The 18,839-nt window shown below is 71.1% G+C and carries 18 protein-coding genes; 3 read left to right on the top strand and 15 right to left on the bottom strand.

Going from position 1 to position 18,839, the window contains the following annotated elements; all coding sequences use genetic code 11:
• Positions 1–12 precede the first annotated feature (12 nt).
• From ACWC2B_RS02835 to ACWC2B_RS02770, 14 genes are all read right to left on the bottom strand, one after another.
• Positions 13–1,296, bottom strand: a complete 1,284-nt coding sequence (locus tag ACWC2B_RS02835) for a protein phosphatase 2C domain-containing protein (protein ID WP_450714635.1) — start codon at positions 1,294–1,296, stop codon at positions 13–15.
• The gene (locus tag ACWC2B_RS02830) at positions 1,293–3,878 is read right to left on the bottom strand and encodes a tetratricopeptide repeat protein (protein WP_450714882.1); all 2,586 of its coding nucleotides are present in this window, start codon (positions 3,876–3,878) and stop codon (positions 1,293–1,295) included. The genes ACWC2B_RS02835 and ACWC2B_RS02830 overlap by 4 nt, the downstream gene beginning before the upstream one ends.
• A gap of 50 nt (positions 3,879–3,928) precedes the next feature.
• A complete protein-coding gene (locus tag ACWC2B_RS02825) occupies positions 3,929–5,209 on the bottom strand; it encodes a hypothetical protein (RefSeq protein ID WP_450714634.1) in 1,281 nt (426 codons plus the stop codon).
• A 95-nt stretch (positions 5,210–5,304) separates the two neighbouring features.
• A complete protein-coding gene (locus ACWC2B_RS02820) occupies positions 5,305–6,240 on the bottom strand; it encodes a glutamate ABC transporter substrate-binding protein (protein WP_450714881.1) in 936 nt (311 codons plus the stop codon).
• 182 nt (positions 6,241–6,422) lie between these two features.
• A complete protein-coding gene (locus ACWC2B_RS02815) occupies positions 6,423–7,802 on the bottom strand; it encodes a hypothetical protein (protein ID WP_450714633.1) in 1,380 nt (459 codons plus the stop codon).
• A 209-nt stretch (positions 7,803–8,011) separates the two neighbouring features.
• Positions 8,012–8,986 (bottom strand): N-acetylglucosamine kinase, encoded by a 975-nt coding sequence (locus ACWC2B_RS02810; RefSeq protein WP_450714632.1) that lies wholly within the window; start codon positions 8,984–8,986, stop codon positions 8,012–8,014.
• Complete coding sequence (locus tag ACWC2B_RS02805) at positions 8,983–10,248, bottom strand: 6-phospho-beta-glucosidase (protein ID WP_450714631.1); 1,266 nt, start codon at positions 10,246–10,248, stop codon at positions 8,983–8,985. The genes ACWC2B_RS02810 and ACWC2B_RS02805 overlap by 4 nt, the downstream gene beginning before the upstream one ends.
• Positions 10,249–10,260: 12 nt before the next feature.
• Positions 10,261–11,139, bottom strand: a complete 879-nt coding sequence (locus ACWC2B_RS02800) for a carbohydrate ABC transporter permease (protein ID WP_450714630.1) — start codon at positions 11,137–11,139, stop codon at positions 10,261–10,263.
• Position 11,140: 1 nt separating this feature from the next.
• Positions 11,141–12,085 (bottom strand): carbohydrate ABC transporter permease, encoded by a 945-nt coding sequence (locus ACWC2B_RS02795; RefSeq protein WP_450714629.1) that lies wholly within the window; start codon positions 12,083–12,085, stop codon positions 11,141–11,143.
• 7 nt (positions 12,086–12,092) lie between these two features.
• Positions 12,093–13,430: an ABC transporter substrate-binding protein gene (locus ACWC2B_RS02790; protein ID WP_450714628.1), complete on the bottom strand. Its 1,338-nt coding sequence runs from the start codon at positions 13,428–13,430 to the stop codon at positions 12,093–12,095.
• Positions 13,431–13,480: 50 nt separating this feature from the next.
• Positions 13,481–14,686, bottom strand: a complete 1,206-nt coding sequence (locus tag ACWC2B_RS02785) for an ROK family transcriptional regulator (RefSeq protein WP_450714627.1) — start codon at positions 14,684–14,686, stop codon at positions 13,481–13,483.
• A 174-nt stretch (positions 14,687–14,860) separates the two neighbouring features.
• Positions 14,861–15,052, bottom strand: a complete 192-nt coding sequence (locus ACWC2B_RS02780; protein ID WP_450714626.1) for a DUF397 domain-containing protein — start codon at positions 15,050–15,052, stop codon at positions 14,861–14,863.
• A 64-nt stretch (positions 15,053–15,116) separates the two neighbouring features.
• Entirely contained in the window at positions 15,117–15,314 is a 198-nt protein-coding gene (locus ACWC2B_RS02775; RefSeq protein WP_386151059.1) for a DUF397 domain-containing protein, read from the bottom strand.
• A gap of 2 nt (positions 15,315–15,316) precedes the next feature.
• Positions 15,317–16,189, bottom strand: coding sequence for a helix-turn-helix domain-containing protein (locus ACWC2B_RS02770; RefSeq protein WP_450714880.1), 873 nt, complete (start codon positions 16,187–16,189; stop codon positions 15,317–15,319).
• Positions 16,190–16,409: 220 nt separating this feature from the next.
• Here ACWC2B_RS02770 and ACWC2B_RS02765 point away from each other — a divergent pair, with 220 nt between their 5' ends.
• The 3 genes from ACWC2B_RS02765 to ACWC2B_RS02755 all read left to right on the top strand — a co-directional run bounded on the left by ACWC2B_RS02765 (position 16,410) and on the right by ACWC2B_RS02755 (position 17,546).
• Positions 16,410–16,874 (top strand): ATP-binding protein, encoded by a 465-nt coding sequence (locus ACWC2B_RS02765; protein WP_450714625.1) that lies wholly within the window; start codon positions 16,410–16,412, stop codon positions 16,872–16,874.
• A gap of 74 nt (positions 16,875–16,948) precedes the next feature.
• The gene (locus ACWC2B_RS02760) at positions 16,949–17,302 is read left to right on the top strand and encodes a hypothetical protein (protein WP_450714624.1); all 354 of its coding nucleotides are present in this window, start codon (positions 16,949–16,951) and stop codon (positions 17,300–17,302) included.
• Positions 17,295–17,546, top strand: a complete 252-nt coding sequence (locus ACWC2B_RS02755; RefSeq protein WP_450714623.1) for a hypothetical protein — start codon at positions 17,295–17,297, stop codon at positions 17,544–17,546. Before ACWC2B_RS02760 ends, ACWC2B_RS02755 begins: the two co-directional genes overlap by 8 nt.
• A gap of 109 nt (positions 17,547–17,655) precedes the next feature.
• On the opposite strand, the gene ACWC2B_RS02750 is transcribed toward ACWC2B_RS02755, so the two are convergent.
• Positions 17,656–18,717, bottom strand: coding sequence for a mechanosensitive ion channel family protein (locus tag ACWC2B_RS02750; protein WP_450714622.1), 1,062 nt, complete (start codon positions 18,715–18,717; stop codon positions 17,656–17,658).
• Between the last annotated feature and the right edge of the window lie 122 nt (positions 18,718–18,839).

Genomic DNA, 18,839 nt, shown 5'->3' with positions numbered 1-18,839 from the left:
GGGGACGGAGGCCTAGTTGTAGGCGGATCCTGCCCCTTGCTGCTCCACCGCGAACGGCAGCACGGCCACTGTTACGTTGTCGTGGCCCCCGCCGTCCAGGGCGTGCCCGACGAGCACCCGCGCGCTCTGCAAGGGCCGCTCGGCGGCGTCCGCCGGGATGACGCGGGCCATCTCCTCGGCGGCCTCCGCGTAGTTCCACAGGCCGTCGGTGCACACCACCACCACGCCCGAGCGGTCCGGCTTGAACGAGGCGGTGTGCGGGTCCAGTTCGTACGCGTCGGCGCCCAGCCACCCCGTGATGGCGTGGGCCCGCTCGTCGGCGTAGGCGTCGGCCTCGCTCATCAGGCGGGCCGCCACCATCTGCGCGGCCCACGAGTCGTCCTCGGTGAGCCGGGCCGGGGCGGCCGTGCGGTCGTCCGGCACCCAGTACGCGCGGCTGTCGCCGACCCAGCCCACCACGAGAAGACCGCCCGCCGAGATCGCCCCGACCAGCGTGCAGGCCGGCGCGTTCTGATGCCGGTGCGGATCGTCCTTGAGGGCCTGACCGGGTTCGGCGGCAAGGGAGTTGACGGCCTCCGCCGCGGCCAGGATCGCGTCGTGCATGGCCTGCTGGGGGTGGGTGCCCTGCGGCAGAGCCGCGAGCAGCGCCTCGTTGGCGGCGTCCGCGGCCGCCGCGGACGCCTCGTCGGGGCGGGTCGCCGACGACACCCCGTCGCAGACGATCGCCACGACGGCGGGCGAGCCGTCGGGCAGCGCGGTCGAGGACAGTGCGAAGGAGTCCTCGTTGCGGTGGTGGCGCAGTCCCCGGTCGCTCACCGCGGAGACCGAGCCGAGCTCCTGCTCCATGTGGTCGCGCTCGCGCGGCTGGGCGTGCCCGCAGTTCTCGCAGTACCCGTCGCCGTCGACCCGTCCGGCCCGGCAGGCCACGCACACCCGGGCGCCGGGCGCCGGGGGCCGGGCGACATGGGTGTCCGGGTCGGGCTCGGCGGCGCGCGGGTCGGGCGCCGGGTGGGGGTGCCCCCGGTCGAGCGAAGCCGAGACTGGGGGAGGGTACTCGTCCACCCCGTCGTCCCCGGCGCCCGCCGCGACCGGCTCGTCCGTCCGTACGGCGTAAGGGAGTTGGGGCTCCGACGCGGAGGCGACGGGGGACGCCATCTCGATGGTCGGATGGTCCAGCGGCGGCTCGGGCACGGCCGACAGGTCGTACCCGCAGGCCCCGCAGAACAGGTCCCCCGTCTCCAGCGGCTCTTCGCAGCCGGGGCAGGCGGCCAGCTGATGCGTCTGCGACATCGTCACACCCAGGTCCGGGGGCGGAATCGGTTGGCCCGTTCCACCAGGTCGATCCTTTCCTCGCCACGCTGTGCGAGCCGGGCGAGCACCCGGTACGAACGTTCCAGACCGAAGCGCAGGCCCCGCTCGTCGACTTCGCTGCCGAGCAGTACGGTCTTCGCCTGCCCGGCGCCGGTGCTCCCCGACAGTACCCAGTCCAGGGCGGTGCCCAGGACCTCGGTCGTCAGCTGTTCACGTCGCACCGCGTCCAGACCGAACGCGTCGAGCGCCTCGACCTGCGCCGCGGCGGCCTTCAGATCCTCGATCAAAGGGTCCTGCGGGGCGCGGCTGCGCAGCCGCGCGCGGACCGCCGCCACGCGCGCCGCCGTGTAGTGGATGGACGCCTCGGGCACGGACTCCAGGGTGCGCACGGCACTGGTGCGGTCCCCGGCGGCGAGCTGCACCCGGGCCAGGCCGAACGCGGCGCTCACATAACTCGGGTCGGTCGTCCACACCAGGCGGTAGTACTCGGCGGCGTTGTCGAGCTGGCCGAGCACCTCCGCGCACACGCCGAGCGCCAGCTTGGGGGCGGGCTCGCCGGGGAACGCGTCGTAGATCGCGTCGAAGGACAGCGCCGCGTTCTCGTTGTCGCCCGCCGCGAGCGAGGCAAGGCCCCGGTACCAGACCACCCGCCAGTCGTCCGGGTGGTCCATCTCCAGGGAGTCGAGGGCCTTGGCGGCGGACACCCGCTCGTTCATGTCGAGCCGGGCCCGCAGTTCGCGCAGCCGGCGCTCGATGGAGTCGGCCGGGGCCGAGCGCAGCGCGGTGATCAGCTCGGCGGGCGCGGCCGCCATCAGGCCCGCGAGGAACCCCGCGTTGGGGTCGCTCGGGTCGACGTGCGGCACGGGCAGCGCGAGCGAGGTGCCGCGCGGGTCGAGCGGCACGAGCACGGGCGAGGTAGGCCCGCCGCCGGTCGTGCCCTCGGCGCGCGGCACCGGAATGGCGCCCTGCGTGGCCGGGTGCGGCAGGTTCGGCGTGCTCGGCGCGACGGCGGGCAGGGGCGGGGCGCCCGCCGGAACAGCGGCCAGGGCCGGTGCCGGGACGGCCGCGAGCGCCTTGCGGGCACGTCTGCCCACCGGGGACACCCGGGCCCCGAGCCGCGAGACGTCCCCGCTCGGCTCGGCGAACAACTTCGTGTCCGTGACGCGCAGTTCGGAGCCGAACAGGGTCGACAGGGCGGGCCTGGGGTGGCCCGTCTGGAGCGCCACGACCTCGCGCAGCACGCCCGTCAGCTGCTCCGCCATCTCCTGCGCGGAGGCGAACCGGCGCGCCGGATCCGGGTCGGTGGCCCGCACCAGGAACCGGTAGAACGACTCGTACGTGCGGAACACGTCGATGTTGTCGGGGTCCGGCAGGCTGTCCGCGTAGACGTTCGTGTAGCCCTGGAAGTCGAAGGTGAGGACGGCCAGGGTGCGCGCCACCGTGTACAGGTCGGAGGCGACCGAGGGGCCGAGCTCGGCGACCTCGGGCGCCTGGTAGCCGACCGTGCCGTAGATCGCCGACTCGTCGTCGTCCATACGGCGCACCGCGCCCATGTCGATCAGCTTCAGCTGGTCCTCGGTCTGGATCGCGTTGTCGACCTTGAAGTCGCAGTACAGCAGGTTGCGGCTGTGCAGATGGCCGAGCGCCTCCAGGGCCTCGATGCCGTACGCACAGGCCTGCTCGACGGGCAGCGGGTCGCGCTTGCCGGCGGCCGTGCGCCGCTCGTTGGCTATCTCCTTCAGCGACTTGCCGCCCACGTACTCCATGACGATGTAGCCGTCGAGCGAGCCCGTGCGCTGGTCCAGGTGCTCGACGAAGTTGTAGATCCGCACGATGTTGGAGTGCTCGATCTCCGCGAGGAAGCGCCGCTCGGAGATCGCCGCCGCCATCGCGTCCTGGTCGCCGGTGTCGAGCAGGCCCTTGAGGACCACCCAGCGGTCGGAGACCGCGCGGTCCACGGCGAGATAGACCCAGCCGAGCCCGCCGTGCGCCAGGCAGCCCATCACCTCGTACTGGCCGTGCACGATGTCGCCGGTGTGCAGCTTCGGTACGAAGGAGTACGGGTGGCCGCACTTGGTGCAGAAGCCCTCGGTGCGCCCGGGGCGCTCGCCGCGCGAACGGCCCACCTGCGCCCCGCAGTCCGAACGCGAGCAGAATCGCTTCCGCTCGGGGACCTCGGGGCGCTCCATCACCGCGGAGCGCGGATCGGGGCGCGGCACCCCCGGCACCGACACCAGACCCGCGCCGAGCCGGCTGCGCGACGACGCGCTCGCCGCCTTGCCCGAACTGCGCACCGACACCGACCGCGAGGTGCTGCCGCCGGTCAGCGACGACAGGCGCCCTGAGACCGAGCGCCGCGACGTCGAGGACCGCGAGGAGCGCGACGAACTACGCGAGGACGAGCGCGAGGACTGCGAGGACGAGTGCCCGCCCGCGGTGATCCCGGTCGGCGGCGAGGAAACCATGCCTTCCCCAAGTTCTCGAACGTGCTCGAACAGGGGAGACCCCAATGGCGACACGACCGGAGCGAGGCCGCACGTGTCGCAGTACAGCTCACCGCCGCCCATGTCCTCGTACGAACCCGCGCAACCGGGGCGCTGGCACTGGGTGTTCTCGCTCACGATTCCCCCCTCTGGTCAACGGGCCCGGGATGTCTCGGGACCAGGACGTCCGCCGCCGCCCGCTGATAGCGGAGCACCGCCTCTTCGGCGACGCGCAGGTCGCAGGGCGCGGACCACAGCATCCGGCGGGCCGCGTCGTACCGCTCGATCAGGAGCGGATCCTCGGCCATGCCGTGCCGGGCGACCTTCGCCTTGTACGCGTCAAGGCGGCCGCGCAGCTCCGCGCGCACGGCCAGCGGCGCGGTGACCGCGGTCAACGACTCGCGGGCGCGCAGCAGTTCGTCCTCCGCCTCCCGCTCAAGGGATTCGAGCAGGGGCGAGAGCCGGTGCCACTGTGAGTGCCTGCGGTACTCGGCGGCTGCCGCCAGCTGTTCCTGGAGCGCGATCGACGGGCCGCTCACCGCGGGCACCTCGCTCGCGGCGATCTTCGCCAGGACCTCACCGCGCGCGGAGCGGGCCTCGGCCAGCGTGCGGTCCGCCCGCGACAGCACGTCGCGCAACCGGACCAGCCGCTGCTCAGCATCCTGACGAACCGTCAGAACGGCGTCGATCTCCCGGCGTACGTCCTCCAGGGCGCGGGCCGCCCGGTCGTAGCGCCCGGTGTCGGGGCGGCCGCCGCCCGGCGCGGAGCTGCCCGGCGCGGGCGTCCAGAACGCCAGCGGGTCGGACACCACCTGGGCGCGCAGATCGGCCAGTTCGGCCGTGATCGACTCCAGGTCGTCGCCCGAGGGATGCTCCCCGGGCCGCACGCCCACCGAGTGCGCAAGGCTTCGGGTGCGGTGCAGCTCGGCGGCCAGGAGGTCTATCCGGGCGGGCAGCGCCGACCACACCGCGTCCGCGGCCACGACCAGGTCGAGGGCGTGCGCGTACAGCTCGTTCATCCGGTTCACGAGCTCGGCGAGCGTGAACCGCTCGGTCAGCCTCGCCGGGCCCCCGGCCAGCGTCGGGGCGCTGTGCAGGGCGGCGCCCGACAGCGTCACGGACTCGCCGCGCAGCCGCTCGGTCAGCTCCACCAGATCCTCCCGGCCGAGCCAGCGCCGCCTCGCGCGCAGCTCACGCGCGGCCTCAAGAGCCGCCGTGTACGCGTCGAAGTACGCCCACAGGAGGGAGATCGACTGCTCGGTGGCCGCCCAGCGCTCCTTGGTGACACCGGTGAGCCCGGCGCCTTCCAGGAGCCGGCGCCCCGCATGGTCCTGGAGGGCGAGCAGCGAGGTCTCGATGGCCTCGTGCTCGGCGTCGAGGCGTGCCAGGGCACGGTCCACCTCGTCCCGGTCCATGACCGGCTCCGGGGGTCCCCCGGTGGAGCTGGGGGAGGGTCCCGCGCCCATCGATCACCTCTCCGCTCTGTGGTACGCCGCAGCTGTCAACTCGCTCATCCCGTCCGGTACTTGGGTGCCGGTGGCCCGGATATGCCGGGCAGGTCGGCGGCGAGCCAGTGCTGGTACGCCGTCATCCACGGGCTGCCCTTCCCGCCGTTGCGGTAGTCCACCAGGACCTGGTTGATCCGCTGCACGAGATCGGTGTTGCCGAGCTTGACGGCGACGCCGTAGTACTCGGTGGTGAACGGGCTGCCCTTCAGCTGGACCGCCGGGTCCTGGGCGGCCTGGCCCGCGGCGAGCGCGTTGTCGGTGACGACCGCGTCCACCAGGTTCTGCTGGAGGCGCACCAGGCAGTCCAGCTGGTTGGGGACCGTGAAGTCCTGGTAGTCCGCGCCGTGCGGGGCGGCTTTGAGCGCCTCCAGCGCGGTGGAGCCCGCCGCCACACAGACCCGCTTGCCCTTCAGCGAGTCGTCGAAGCCCGTGATGGTGGAGGTCTTGGGGGCGAGGACCTGCTGGCCCGCCTCGAAGTAGGCGGTGGAGAAGGAGGCCTGCTTGATGCGCGTGCAGTTGACGGTCATCGTGCGGACGACGACGTCGACCGTGCCGTTCTGGAGTGCGGGGATGCGCTGACTGGTGGGGATGGCGCGGTAGATGACCGCGTTCTCGTCGCCCAGGATGTTCTTCGCGATCGCCTTCACCAGGTCGATGTCGAAGCCTTCGAGGGTGCGCGTCGTCGGATTGCGGTAGCCCCAGCGGAAGCTGTTCTGGTCGACGCCCGCGACCAGTTTGCCGCGCCGCTTGATGGCGTCGATGTTCGGCCCGTCCCCCGACGACGCGGGCAGGCTCGCCTCCGGGTCCTTGCAGCTGTCGGCCTTGACCTGGACGCCCTGTGCGACGCCGGGGCCCGCGACACTCGTCGCCGCGTCGTCGCCACCGCGCCCGGTCAGCGGGATCAGCGCGCCCGCGGCGACCGCCAGCGCGAGGGCCATGCCGGCCACGCCGCCCCAGCCGCGCAGCCGCCCGGCCCCGCGCCGCGTGCGCCGGACGCGACCGGGCAGGTCGGCGCCGGAGGCCGGGTGTGCCGGATCCGCCGAGCTCTTCGCGCCGCTCATCTCGACCCCTCTCGCCGATCCGCCGCCGGTGGCGCGTCCGTTGCCGCTGTCCATGCCGCTCACCTGTACTCCGCGAGCCGGCGGCTGATGCCGACGCCCGCGCCCGCCGCCGCGAGCACCGCGAGGACGGCCGCGCCCAGCGGGAGACCCGTCAGGGCGCCGCGTCCGTCGGAGGCCGCCGTGGTGAACTGGCGCTGCTCGTGGGCGATCGCCGAATCCAGCGCCTGGTCCACCTGGTCGAAGCACTCGCCGGTGGAGCCCTTCGAGGCGAGGACCTGGGTCAGCGCGCCGTCGTAGTCGCCGCTGTCGTCCGTCTTGCGGGCCGCCGTGTGGCGTTTTTGCCACTCGTCCATGTCGCCGACGGCCTTCGCCACCGGGGTCTTGCCCGCGTCGTCGTCGGCGAGCTTCTTCGCTGCGCCGAGCTTGTCGGTCAGGGACGCCATCTCCTTGGTGAACTCCGACTCGTACAGGTCCTTGCCGCCCTCGGTGAGCACCGCGCCCCGGGCCACCAGCGTCAGGTTCTCGTTGGCGCGGGCCTGGAGCGAGCTGATCCGGGCGTCGTTGAGGACCTTCAGGGACTCCTGGCCGTGCGCGCGCGAGGTCGACAGGTCGGAGGAGGCGACCGCGTGCCCCACCACCAGCCAGAGCAGCACCACCGTGGAAGCGGCGGTCGCTGCGAGCAGGCCGTGGTTGAACACCCGGTTGGTGCGCAGGAAGTTGCGGCGCTGGACCCACACGAGCCCGCCGAGCGCCACCAGGCCGAGCGCGGTCGCCGCGTACGGCCAGGTGTCCGCCTGGTCGTAGTCGTCGTAGAGCCGGCCCGTCTCGGCCTCGTACAGCTTCTGCGCGGCGGGCAGCAGGCTGGTGCTCATCTTCTGGTTGGCGAAGCGCAGATAGGCGCCGCCGACCGGGAAGCCCTGCCGGTTGTTGGCCCGCGCCTGCTCGACCAGGCCGTTGTAGAGCGGGAGCTGCTCGTTCAGGGTGGCTATCTGCTGGGCCGACTCGGCCGAACCCGTCGTGTTCGCGGCCGCCTTGACCAGCAGGCGGGAGGCGGTCGCGATGTCCGTGTCGTACCGCTTACGTACCTCCAGGGGCTCCTGGCCGCCCGCGAGGAACCCGCTCGCGGCGGCCGTGTCGGCGTCGGCGAGCGAGCGGTAGATGGACGCGGCGTCCGCGCTCAGCGGCTGGCTGCGGTTCACCACGTCGCTCGCCGCGGCCGAGCGGTCCGAGATCTCCCAGGCGGTGACGCCGCCGAAGGCGACGACGAGCAGCGCCACGACCGTACCGATGATCCACAGGCGGCCGGGCTCGGTCCTCGCGGCGGCGCGCAGTTGCTCCTTGGTCTCGGCCCAGCCCCGGTGTGTGCCGGATCGCTGCGCCGCGACCCGGGCCGCGGACTCCCGCGTCTCCGGTTCGCGCACGTTCGGCGGATTCGCCACCCTGACCTCCCCCTCGGTCGCTGCCTAGGCAGTATGGCCGTAGGGACCGACAACCATCCAGGGTTGTCTGGATCTTGTTACCTGCCGTGCCGCGCCCCTGGAAGGTGTCCGGCGGGCCGGACCACCCCTTTGCCCCCCTGCCCCGCGTCCCCACCATGTATACGTCGTGGCGATCCGTTCGGTTCCCCGGGGCCCCGCCCGGCTCGCGACTACGCGTACTGGGCCCGCAACCGCGCGTAGGCCTCGGGCGGCGCGGAGACGTGGTCGAGCCCCAGGAGCCCCGCGCCGAGCACGGGCGACGTCGTCACCACCAGCGGCACCGCCTTCGTGGCCCGGCTCGCCAGCAACTCCCTTACAGCGTCGTCCAGTTGGGGGTGGCGGGCCGCCAGCACGCTGCCGCCGAGCAGCACCGGCGTCTCCACCTCCAGAAGGCCGAGCCGGTCCAGGGCGACCGTCGCCAGGGCCACGATCTCCTCGGCCTGCCGCTCGACGAGGGAGCGCGCCACCGCGTCCCCGGCCGCCGCGACCTCGAACAGGACCGGGCTCAGCTCGTGCCTGCGTACGGCCGGGATCTTCTCCAGGTGCAGCGCCTCGATCAGCTCGTACATCGAGGAGAGCCCGAAGTGCGCGGGCAGGGCTGCCGCGAGCGCGGTCGGGGCGCCGCGGCCGTCCTCGGCGCGCGCCGCGAAGAACAGGGCCTCCTCGGCGAGCCCGCCGCCCCCGCCCCAGTCGCCGGAGATCTTCCCGATCGCGGGGAAGCGGGCGGTGCGCCCGTCCGGGGTCATGCCGACACAGTTGATGCCCGCGCCGCACACCACCGCCACGCCGCACGGCTCGGCGCCGGGGGGCAGTCCGGCGCGCAGGATCGCGAAGGTGTCGTTGTGCACCCGCACGGAGTCCCCCCAGTCGCGGGCCTCAAGAGCCGCGGCCAACTCCCTTTCCTCGACGGGCAGATCGGCGTTGGCCAGACACGCCGAGACGTGCTCGACCCGCAGCGGTTCGGCCAGGTGTGAGGAGAGGTAGGCCTCCTCCACCGTGGTGGCCAGCATGTGCATGGCCACCTCGACCCCCACCGACGGCGGCCGGAAGCCTCCGCCCCTGGCGGTGCCGAGTACCGTGCCGTCCGCGTCGATCAGTGCCACATCGGTCTTGCTGTTGCCGGCGTCGATCGCCAGCACACTCATGCCCACGCGAGGTGCTCCCGGTTGTGCTCGATCAGCCGGTCGGTGAGCCCGTCGGCGTAGTCGTACTGCCCGACCAGCGGGTGGGCGAGCAGCGCCCGGAACACCCGGTCGCGCCCGCCGCGCAGGGCGGCCTCAAGGGCGAGGTCCTCGTACGCGGTGACGTGCGCGATCAACCCGGCGTACAGCGGGTCGAGTTCGGGCACCGGCAGCGGGACAGCGCCGTTGCGGTCCACCCGGGCCGGCACCTCGATGACGGCGTCGTCGGCGAGGAAGGGCAGCGTTCCGTTGTTGTACGTGTTGACGACCTGGACCGGGCTGCCTCCGTTGCCCAGGAGGGATGCCGCGAGGTCGACGGCCGCCTCCGAGTAGAAGGCGCCTCCCCGCTTGGCGAGCAGCTCCGGCTTCTCATCCAGCGCCGGATCGCCGTACATCGCGAGCAACTCACGCTCCATGGCGGCGACTTCGGCGGCCCGCGACGGCTTGGTGCCGAGTTCCCGCACCACCTCGTCGTGCGCGTAGAAGTACCGCAGGTAGTACGAGGGGACCACGCCGAGCCGGTCGAGGACCTGGCGGGGCAGGCGCAGGTCGTCGGCGATGGTGTCGCCGTGCTCGGCGAGCAGCTTCGGCAGGACGTTGTCGCCCTGCGGGCCGCCGAGGCGTACCCCGAGTTCCCAGGTCAGGTGGTTGAGGCCGACGTGGTCCAGGTGCACCTCGGCGGGCGTCACCTGGAGCAGGGCGGCGAACTTGCGCTGGAGGCCGATCGCCACGTTGCACAGGCCGACCGCCTTGTGCCCGGCCTGGAGCAGGGCCCGGGTCACGATGCCCACCGGGTTGGTGAAGTCGATGATCCACGCGTCCGGGTTCGTACGGCGGACGCGCTCGGCGATGTCGAGGACGACCGGCACGGTCCGCAGCGCCTTGGCCAGGCCGCCCGCGCCCGTCGTCTCCTGCCCGACGCAGCCGCACTCCAGCGGCCACGTCTCGTCCTGCCGGCGGGCCGCCTGGCCGCCGACGCGCAACTGGAGCAGCACCGCGTCCGCACCCTCGACGCCCGCGTCCAGGTCCGAGGTGGTGACGATCTTCCCCGGGTGGCCCTGCTTGGCGAAGATGCGCCGGGCGAGCCCGCCCACCAGCTCCAGGCGGTCGGCGGCCGGGTCGACCAGGACGAGCTCACTGATCGGCAGGGTGTCCCGCAACCGGGCGAACCCGTCGATGAGTTCGGGGGTGTAGGTGGACCCGCCGCCCACTACAGCCAGCTTCATGTCAGCTCTCACTCAGCCCTTCACTCCGGTCAGTGTGACGCCCTCGACGAAAGCCTTCTGTGCGAAGAAGAAGACGAGGATCACGGGGGCCATGACCAGAATGGTCGCGGCCATGGTCAGGTTCCAGTCGGTATGGTGCGCGCCCCTGAACGACTCCAGGCCGTAGCTCAGCGTCCAGGACGCCGGCGTGTCGGACGCGTAGATCTGCGGTCCGAAGTAGTCGTTCCAGGCGTAGAAGAACTGGAAGAGGGCGACGGCGGCGATGCCGGGGCGCGCCATCGGAAGCACCACCTTGATGAGGGTGCGCAGCTCCCCGCACCCGTCGACCTTCGCGGCGTCCAGGTACTCGTTCGGGATGGTCATCAGGAACTGGCGCAGCAGGAAGATGGTGAACGCGTCGCCGAACGCCAGCGGGATGATCAGCGGCCACAGCGTGCCGGACAGGTCCAGCTGCTTCGCCCAGAACAGGTACATCGGGATGATGACGACCTGCGGCGGCAGCATCATCATCGAGATGACGAGCATCAGCGACAGATTGCGGCCGCGGAAGCGGAACTTGGCGAGCGCGTAGGCGACCGGCACGGACGACACCACGCTGAGCACGGTGCCGAGACCGGCGTAGAGCAGGGTGTTCTTCCACCAGGTCAAGAAGCCCGGGGTGTCGAGCACCCTGCGGTAGTTGGACCACGCCCAGTGGTGCGGGACCAGGTCCCGGGTGAGCGTCTGCTGGTCGTCCATCAGCGAGGTGAGCAGCAGGAAGACGAAGGGCAGCACGAAGAACAGCGCGGCCGCGACGCCGAGCGCGTGCACGGCGATCCACTGCAACAGGGCCTTGCGGCGGGCCACCTTGGCCGCCGGGGTGGCCATCGGTGCCTCCAGGGCGTATGTCATGTCACTCACCTGCCTGGACGAGTCCGCCGCGGCGCTTCATGAGCAGCGCCGTGAAGACCATGGAGAGGGCGAACAGGACGAGGGCGACCACGCACGCGGAGCCGTAGTCGAAGCGCTGGAAGCCCAGGTTGTAGACGAGCTGGGGCAGCGTCAGCGTCGACTTGTCGGGGTAGCCGGGCTCGAACTGCTGGCCCGAGTTGCCGAGGGACCCGGAGGCGACCTTGCCCGCCACCAGCGGCTGGGTGTAGCTCTGCATCGCCTGGATGACCCCGGTGACCACGGCGAACATCACGATGGGCGAGATGTTGGGCAGGGTCACGAAGCGGAACTTCTGCCAGGCGGAGGCCCCGTCCAGTTCGGCGGCCTCGTACTGCTCCTTCGGCACGTCGAGCAGTGCGGCCATGAAGATGACCATGAGGTCGCCGACGCCCCACACCGCGAGCAGGGTGAGCGCGGGCTTGGACCAGGTCGGGTCGTTGAACCAGTTCGGGGCCGGGATGCCGAGATCGCCCAGGAGCGAATTGACGGGCCCGGTACCGGGGTTGAGCAGGAAGACGAAGCCGAGCGTCGCCGCGACCGGCGGGGCGAGGTAGGGCAGGTAGAACAGGGTGCGGAAGACGCCCACACCTGTCTTGATCTTGGTGATGAGCAGGCCGACGCCGAGCCCGAACACGACCCGGCAGGCGACCATGACGACCACCAGCCACAGGGTGTTGCGCAGAGCCGGCCAGAACAGCGGGTACTCGTTGAAGACGTACGACCAGTTCTTGAGGCCGTCGAAGGTGGCCGCGCCGAAGCCGTCGTAGTGGGTGAAGGAGAAGTAGAGGGTGGTGATCAGCGGGTAGGCGAAGAAGACACCGAAGCCGATCAGCCAGGGCGACAGGAACGCCAGGGTCCGCAGCATCGAGCGGCGGTGCTTGGAGCGCAGTGTGTACGTCGTGCTCATGGCCGGGCTACTTCGCCTGCGCGATCGCGGCGTCGATCTCCTGGGCGGTCTTGGCGAGCCCCGCCTTGATGTCGCCCTGCTTGCCGCTCTCCACGTCGTAGCCGAGGTTCTGCAGCGACACGAGGTACTGGCCGCCGTTGACGGAGGCCGGGGTGGCGGTGGAGTTCGGGTTCTGCGCGATGTCCAGGAAGGTCTTGAAGCGCGGGTCGGCCTGGAACTTGGGGGACTTGAGGGCGTCGAAGGTGGACGGCACGTTGTGGATGGCGTTGGCGAAGCCGACCACCGCGTCCGTGTTGGTGGTCATGAACTTGACCAGTTCCCAGGCCGCGTTCTGCTTCTTCGAGGTCGCGGCGATGCCCGCGATGGTGCCGGTCAGATAGCCCTTGCCGTACGTGGCGGCCTGATCGTCGGGGACGGGCAGCGGGGCAACGCCGATCTCGAACTTGGGCTTGCTGTCCATCGCCATGCCCAGGCGCCACTCGCCGTCCATCGCCATGGCGAGCTGGCCGGTGTTGAACGGGTTGGTCTCGCCGTACTCCGCACCGAAGGCGGTGCGGTACTTCTCCAGCTTGGTGAAGCCGCCGAGACCGTCGACGAGCTGCTTCTGGAAGGCGAGGCCCTTTTCGAAAGCCGGGTCCTTGGCGATGTTGGACTTGCCGGTCGCGTCGAAGTACGTCGGCGACCACTGCGCGAGGTAGTGCTCGGTCGTCGTCTCGTAGGCGTGGTAGTTCGGCATGAAGCCGAGCTGCTCGTACGAGTCGCCCTTGGTCTTGGTCAGCGTCTTGGCGTCCGCCGCGAACTCGGACCATGTCTTGGGCGGGTCCGTGATCCCGGCCGCCTTGAAGGCGTCCTTGTTGTAGTAGAGCGCGTACGAATCGCCGAGCAGCGGCAGGGCGCAGCGCTTGCCCTCGAACTGGGTGTACTCGTTCATGGTCTTGGGGAACGTCTTCGCCGGGTCGATGCCGTCCTTCTTCAGGAAGGGGGCGAGGTCGGCGAAGGCGTTGGACGAGCAGAACTTGCCGACGTTGTTCGTGCTGAACGACGACACCACGTCGGGGGCGCTCGAACCGCCCGCGCGCAGCGCCTGGTTGATCTTGTCGTCGTTGATGTCGCCGACGACCTTGACGTGGATGTTGGGGTGCGCCTTCTGGAAGGCGTCCACATCGGCCTGGATGGCCTTGACCTCGTTGGCGGCGTTCCAGCCGTGCCAGAAGGTGATCGTCGTGTCCTTGGACGCGTCGTCGCTCGCGCTGGTGCCGCTCTGGCCCGTACAGGCGGAGGCGAGCAGGGCTATGGAGGCGGTCGCGGCCAGTGCGACGGCCGACTTCCGGCGGATTGTGGGCATGGCGGTGTCTCCCGACGGGGGTGGTTTGAGAGGGTTCGGGGGGTGGCGGTTCAGCGTGCGGTGTCGAAGACCTCGTCGCGCGTGGTGGCGAGGGCGGCCTCCAACGCCCCACGCAGTACGGGGAGTCGGTCCACCTCGCCGATGACGAGCCGGGGCCGGGAGGCGGCCAGCTCGCCGAGTTCGGCCTGGACGAGTTCGCGCAGCGGCTCGCCCCCGGCGGCGATGAGCCCGCCGGACAGTACGACGAGCTCGGGGTCGAGCACGGCGACGAGGGAGGCGAGGCCGGTGGCGAGACCGGTGGCGAAGGCCTGGAGGAGCTGACGGTCGGGGCCCCGCTCGGCTTCGGCGCCCCGCGTGATCAGGGCGGCGGCCACCTCATTGGGCGACCCGCCGGGGATGTCGGAGACGCCGAATTGATGGGCGAGCCGGGGCAGGGCGTGGCCGCCGGCCAGCTCCTGGAAGCCGCCCGAGTTGGCCTTGGTGACATGCCGTACGAGGGGAGCGCCGGGCACCGGCAGGAAGCCGACCTCGCCCGCGCCGCCGGTGAACCCGCGGTGCAGCCGCCCGCCGATGACCAGCGCGGCACCGAGCCCGCCCTCGTTCCAGAGCAGCACGAAGTCCTCGTGCCCGCGGGCCGCGCCCAGGCGCTGCTCGGCGATGGCGGCGAGGTTGACGTCGTTCTCGTACTCGACGGGCATCGGCAGGGCGGCCGCGAGCTCGTCGAGCAGCGTGGGGGAGTGCCAGCCGGGCAGGTGGGAGGCGTAGCGCAGCCGTCCGGTGCCGGGGTCGAAGGCGCCCGGGGTGCCGATGACGACCCGGTGCACATCGGCCCGCGCGAGCCCGGCGGCCTTGACCGCGCCGTCCAGGGCGTCGGTCACCTGCCGCACCACGGACTCGGCGCGCCGCCCGGGCGTCGCGAGCTCGAACTCCCCGACGACGCTGCCCGCCACATCGGCGACGGCGGCGCGGATGCGCTGGGGGGTGACGTCAAGTCCCGCCACGTAGGCGGCAGTTGCGTTGACGGCGTACAGCTGGGCGTTGGGCCCGGGGCGCCCCGCGGTCGTGCCCGTGGCGACGACGAGCCCGGCCGCCTCAAGCCGCGCGAGCAGCTGCGAGGCGGTCGGCTTGGAGAGCCCGGTGAGCTTGCCGATCCGGGTCCGCGAGAGCGGCCCGTGCTCCAGGAGCAGATCGAGCGCGGCCCGGTCGTTCATGGCGCGCAGCACGCGCGGAGTCCCTGGGGTGGTGCTACCGGCCACGACAGATCCCCCTGCCCCCTCTGCCCTTCGGGCGCTTGCTTCCCCACACCACTGTTAGGAAAGTTTCCTATTCGATGGGAGGAAACGTAGGCGTGCGTGAGCGGCACGTCAATGGCCGGGGTGCTGGCGGCCGCCAAAGCGTTACCTGGAGGTGTCGGGAGGGGGCTGCCGATCTTACCGCTGCGCGGCGCGCCCGAACCCGGCGGCGAAGGCGGCCCAGGCGGCGGGGGTGAGGCGCAGGGCCGGTCCTGCGGGGGACGACTTGGAGTCCTGTACGGCGACCGTGCCGGGAATATTGAGCGCGACCTCTACGCACTCGCCCGACGTGCTGCTGTAGCTGGACTTGGTGAAGCTGAACTCGGTCATGATTCACAACCCCTTGCGGATGGCGTCGATGAGGGCGGCGGGGTCGGCTCACGGAGTTGGCGGATCAGAGCCGTGGCCACTCCGCGAGCCCGGCGGTGAAGGCGGCCCAGGCGGCCGGAGTGAGTCGCAGGACCGTGCCTTCGGGGGAGTTGGAGCACTTGGAGTCTTGTACGGCGATGGTGCCGGGGATGTTGAGGGCGACTTCTATGCACTCGCCTCCCGAGGTGCTGTAGCTGGACTTCCTGAAGTCGAAGGCGGTCACGTCTAGAGCTCCTTGCGGATGGCGTCGATCAGTACGGCGGAGTCGTGCTGGGCCAGGCTGAGCCGGGCCGTGCGGTCGAAGAAGGTGCTGTACACAGCGCCTTCCTCCGGATTCTCCACCCACACCGTAGTGGCCATGGTGTCGACGTGGACGACGTCGACCGCCTCCGCTTCCGTGAACGAGACAATGTTGAAGGCCCCCGATACGCAAGGGTGGCCCCCGGTGCGGAACGGCAGCACTTGAAGGCGCACGTTCGGCAGCTTCGCCACGTCGAGGAGTCGACCCAGTTGGGCTCTCATGACCGCAGGCCCACCGACGAGTTGACGCAGCGCCGCCTCCCACACCACCGCATACACCTGGAGCGGTTTGTCTCCGCCCAGGCGGGTCTGGCGCTTCATGCGGACCTCGACGATGCGCTCGATCTCGTCGAGGTCCTCCCAGACGCCGTCGCTGACGGCGAGCGAGCGCGCGTACTCGGCGGTCTGGAACAGGCCTGGAATCAGGGCGAGTTGCCAGGTACGTACGCGATCGGCAACGTCCTCTATTGCGATGTACTCCGCCAGCGCGCCCGCGTGCGGGGAGTGCTGCCACCAGCCCTTGGCCTTGCGGCGTTCCCGGTCGAGCCGGGCCAACTCAAGCAGTCGGGCAACCGACTTGGGGTCATCGAGGCCGTAGAACTCGCTCAGTACTCGGATGTCGGGGTCCCGCATCGGCACCCAGCCGCGCTCCATCTTCACGATCTTCGTGCCGGTGGCGCTGATGACCTGGGCCGCCTGTTGCTGCGTCTTGCCCGCGCTGTCCCGTAGGCGCAGGAGTTCGCCACCGAGCCGCCGCCCCAGGACAGTTGACGTCCGATTCCCCTGATCTGCTCGCATCACGCACACAGTGTGACCCCGGCTGTCACGGCCAGTCGACCACTCTCACTCTCTTGGGAAGATATTCCCCGTTCTGCTTGAACCCAGAGTGTGCGCACCGCTACGGTCTGTACTCAACCGCCCATCGGGCAGAGCCAGTTGACGGAAGTGCACCGCCCCGCCCCGCGCGGGACGCGGCATCGCCACCGTCACCCCGACCCGCACAGGAAGGTGCGCGTCCATGGATGAGCGCAAGCAGGCGCCCGAGTACGAGGACTGCCTCGACTACACGCCCACCGCCCGCAGCGTCAGCCTGGCCCGCCGCCGGGCCGCCAGGCTCGTCACCGCCTGGGGGCATCCCGAACTCGCGGGTGACGCGGCGCTGCTCGTCAGCGAGTTGGCGACCAACGCGTTGTTGCACGGCTGCCTGCGCGACCGGCTGTTCCGGGTGCGGATCACGTTGGGTGCCGCCGCACTCCGTATCGAGGTCAGCGACCCGCGCGGGGAATCGGGGCCGAGCCCGCGCACGGCGGCCGACGACGAGCAGTTCGGGCGGGGCCTCCTGCTCGTCGGGGCACTGGCCGACCGCTGGGGCACAGAGCCGCGCACGGTCGGCAAGACCGTGTACGCGGAACTCACGATCGCGGTCGCAAGCGGTCGCGAGGCATCGAGCGTGGTCGGCATCGGCCACCTCGGTGCGACATGAGGCGGCCGGGTGTGGTGCGGCACTATCGTCGAGGCGATGCCGCAGTGGCGATCGTCGAGTGGAAGGGGCGAACGATGACCGCGCCGTACAGACAGGACGACGGGCCGGTCATTCCCAGGCCCGAACTCACCCTCCCCGCTCTCCGGCAAGCCGTCGCCGCTGTCGCGGCGTCCCGGCTGCCGGAGTTCTTCGAGGAGCTTCAGCAGGCGTTCGTACGGGCCGGGGACGAGGACAGCGTCGTACCGATCCGGATGTTCTACCAGCGGTGGGGCGTCGTCGTGGAGATCGAGCGACACCCGGAGACGGCCCGGCGCCTGCACGCGGCCGAGCGGGCCGTCGACAGCCCGAACCCGGATGTGCGCGCGGCCGCCATTCTGGAAGCGGGCGAGATCGTACGCGCGGCGCATCGTGAGGTCGCTGGTGGCTGACTGGCACTGGGAGTGCAGCCCGGACGAGTTGCTCGCGGGCCTGCCTGCCGAGGCACTGACCGATGTCGAGAGGCTCGCCCAGGAGATCGCCGTCCGTGAATCCATGGTCTTCCTTGAAGGCGCCGCCTACACGGGCATGGGGCCTGGTCTGCGTACCGAAAGCCGGGGCCGGGTGATGCTCACCTACCTGACCGATGTACGCGGCGAGCGTGTCGTCATCGTCCAGGCCAACTGGTACGGGTGAGCCGCCCCGCAAGGCCATCGGCCCACGCAACGAAGGGCGCCCCCTGCGGAGTGGGTCCGGAAGGGGCGCCCTTCGTATGGCGCCGAATGCGAGGCGGTGGCGGCTCCGGCTACTTCGCCAGATTCGGGTTCGGGATCGGCGTCGTCGCCAGCGACTGCGGCGACGTCGGGTTGGCCAGGGCCGAGGGGGCGGACACGGCGGCCGACGGGTCCGATGCGGACGGCTCCTCCGCCACCGGCAGGCCGCCCACGATGCGGATGCCCGCCGCGTCCAGGGCCACCTTGATCCGCCAGCGCAGCTCCCGCTCCACGCTCAGCGCCTTGCCCGGCATGGTCTTCGCCGAGACGCGGACCACCATGGAGTCGATCAGTACCTCGTCGAGGCCCAGGATCTCCACCGGGCCCCACAGACGCTCGTTCCACGGCTCTTCCTTGGCCATGGACTCGGTCGCCTCGTTGATCACCGTACGGAGGCGCTCCAGGTCCTCGGACGCGCGGACCCGGACGTCCACCCCGGCCGTCGCCCAGCCCTGGGACAGGTTGCCGATGCGCTTGATCTCGCCGTTGCGGACGTACCAGATCTCGCCGTCCGCGCCGCGCAGCTTCGTCACGCGCAGGCCGACCTCGATCACCTCGCCCGAGGCCACGCCCGCGTCGATGGAGTCGCCGACGCCGTACTGGTCCTCAAGGATCATGAACACGCCGGACAGGAAGTCCGTGACCAGGTTGCGGGCGCCGAAACCGATCGCCACGCCCGCCACACCCGCCGAGGCGAGCAGCGGGGCCAGGTCGATGTTCAGGACGCCGAGCACCATCAGCGCGGCCGTGCCCATGATCAGGAACGATGCCACCGAGCGCAGCACCGAGCCGATGGCCTCCGAGCGCTGGCGGCGGCGCTCCGCGTTGACCAGCAGGCCGCCGAGCGCGGTGCCCTCGACCGCCTGGGCGCTGCGGTTCATCCGCTCTATGAGCTTGGTCAGGGCGCGCCGGACCAGGACTCTCAGGACCGAGGCTATGACGATGATCAGGAGGATGCGGAATCCGACGTACAGCCACGTCGACCAGTTCTGTTCCACCCAGCCCGCGGCCTCGGTGGCCGACTTCTGGGCGTCTTGGAGCGTCGCGGGTGTGGGCGGCGGCGATCCGTCGGCCAGGACGGCGGACCAGTTCACGGCAGGAACCTCCAGCGTTGCGGTGCCGGCGAAGGCGGCGGCAGACCCACCACACTAACGGGGCAAGAGCTGTGCTCCGTTGACGTGTTCGAGGGAGAACGCCGCCGCGCCTGGGAAAGTAG

The organism is Streptomyces sp. NPDC001415 (assembly GCF_053597395.1).
Note: the sequence above shows the minus strand (reverse complement) of the source record. Positions and strands in the feature narration are given on the sequence as shown.

Bases quoted from the DNA above. Each gene is read 5' to 3' on its own strand.
- ACWC2B_RS02830 (WP_450714882.1), bottom strand. From the start codon at position 3,878: ATGGGCGGCGGTGAGCTGTACTGCGACACGTGCGGCCTCGCTCCGGTC.
- ACWC2B_RS02825 (WP_450714634.1), bottom strand. From the start codon at position 5,209: ATGGACCGGGACGAGGTGGACCGTGCCCTGGCACGCCTCGACGCCGAG.
- ACWC2B_RS02820 (WP_450714881.1), bottom strand. From the start codon at position 6,240: ATGGCCCTCGCGCTGGCGGTCGCCGCGGGCGCGCTGATCCCGCTGACC.
- ACWC2B_RS02810 (WP_450714632.1), bottom strand. From the start codon at position 8,986: ATGAGTGTGCTGGCGATCGACGCCGGCAACAGCAAGACCGATGTGGCA.
- ACWC2B_RS02805 (WP_450714631.1), bottom strand. From the start codon at position 10,248: ATGAAGCTGGCTGTAGTGGGCGGCGGGTCCACCTACACCCCCGAACTC.
- ACWC2B_RS02800 (WP_450714630.1), bottom strand. From the start codon at position 11,139: ATGACATACGCCCTGGAGGCACCGATGGCCACCCCGGCGGCCAAGGTG.
- ACWC2B_RS02795 (WP_450714629.1), bottom strand. From the start codon at position 12,085: ATGAGCACGACGTACACACTGCGCTCCAAGCACCGCCGCTCGATGCTG.
- ACWC2B_RS02790 (WP_450714628.1), bottom strand. From the start codon at position 13,430: ATGCCCACAATCCGCCGGAAGTCGGCCGTCGCACTGGCCGCGACCGCC.
- ACWC2B_RS02780 (WP_450714626.1), bottom strand. From the start codon at position 15,052: ATGACCGAGTTCAGCTTCACCAAGTCCAGCTACAGCAGCACGTCGGGC.
- ACWC2B_RS02770 (WP_450714880.1), bottom strand. From the start codon at position 16,189: ATGCGAGCAGATCAGGGGAATCGGACGTCAACTGTCCTGGGGCGGCGG.
- ACWC2B_RS02765 (WP_450714625.1), top strand. From the start codon at position 16,410: ATGGATGAGCGCAAGCAGGCGCCCGAGTACGAGGACTGCCTCGACTAC.
- ACWC2B_RS02760 (WP_450714624.1), top strand. From the start codon at position 16,949: ATGACCGCGCCGTACAGACAGGACGACGGGCCGGTCATTCCCAGGCCC.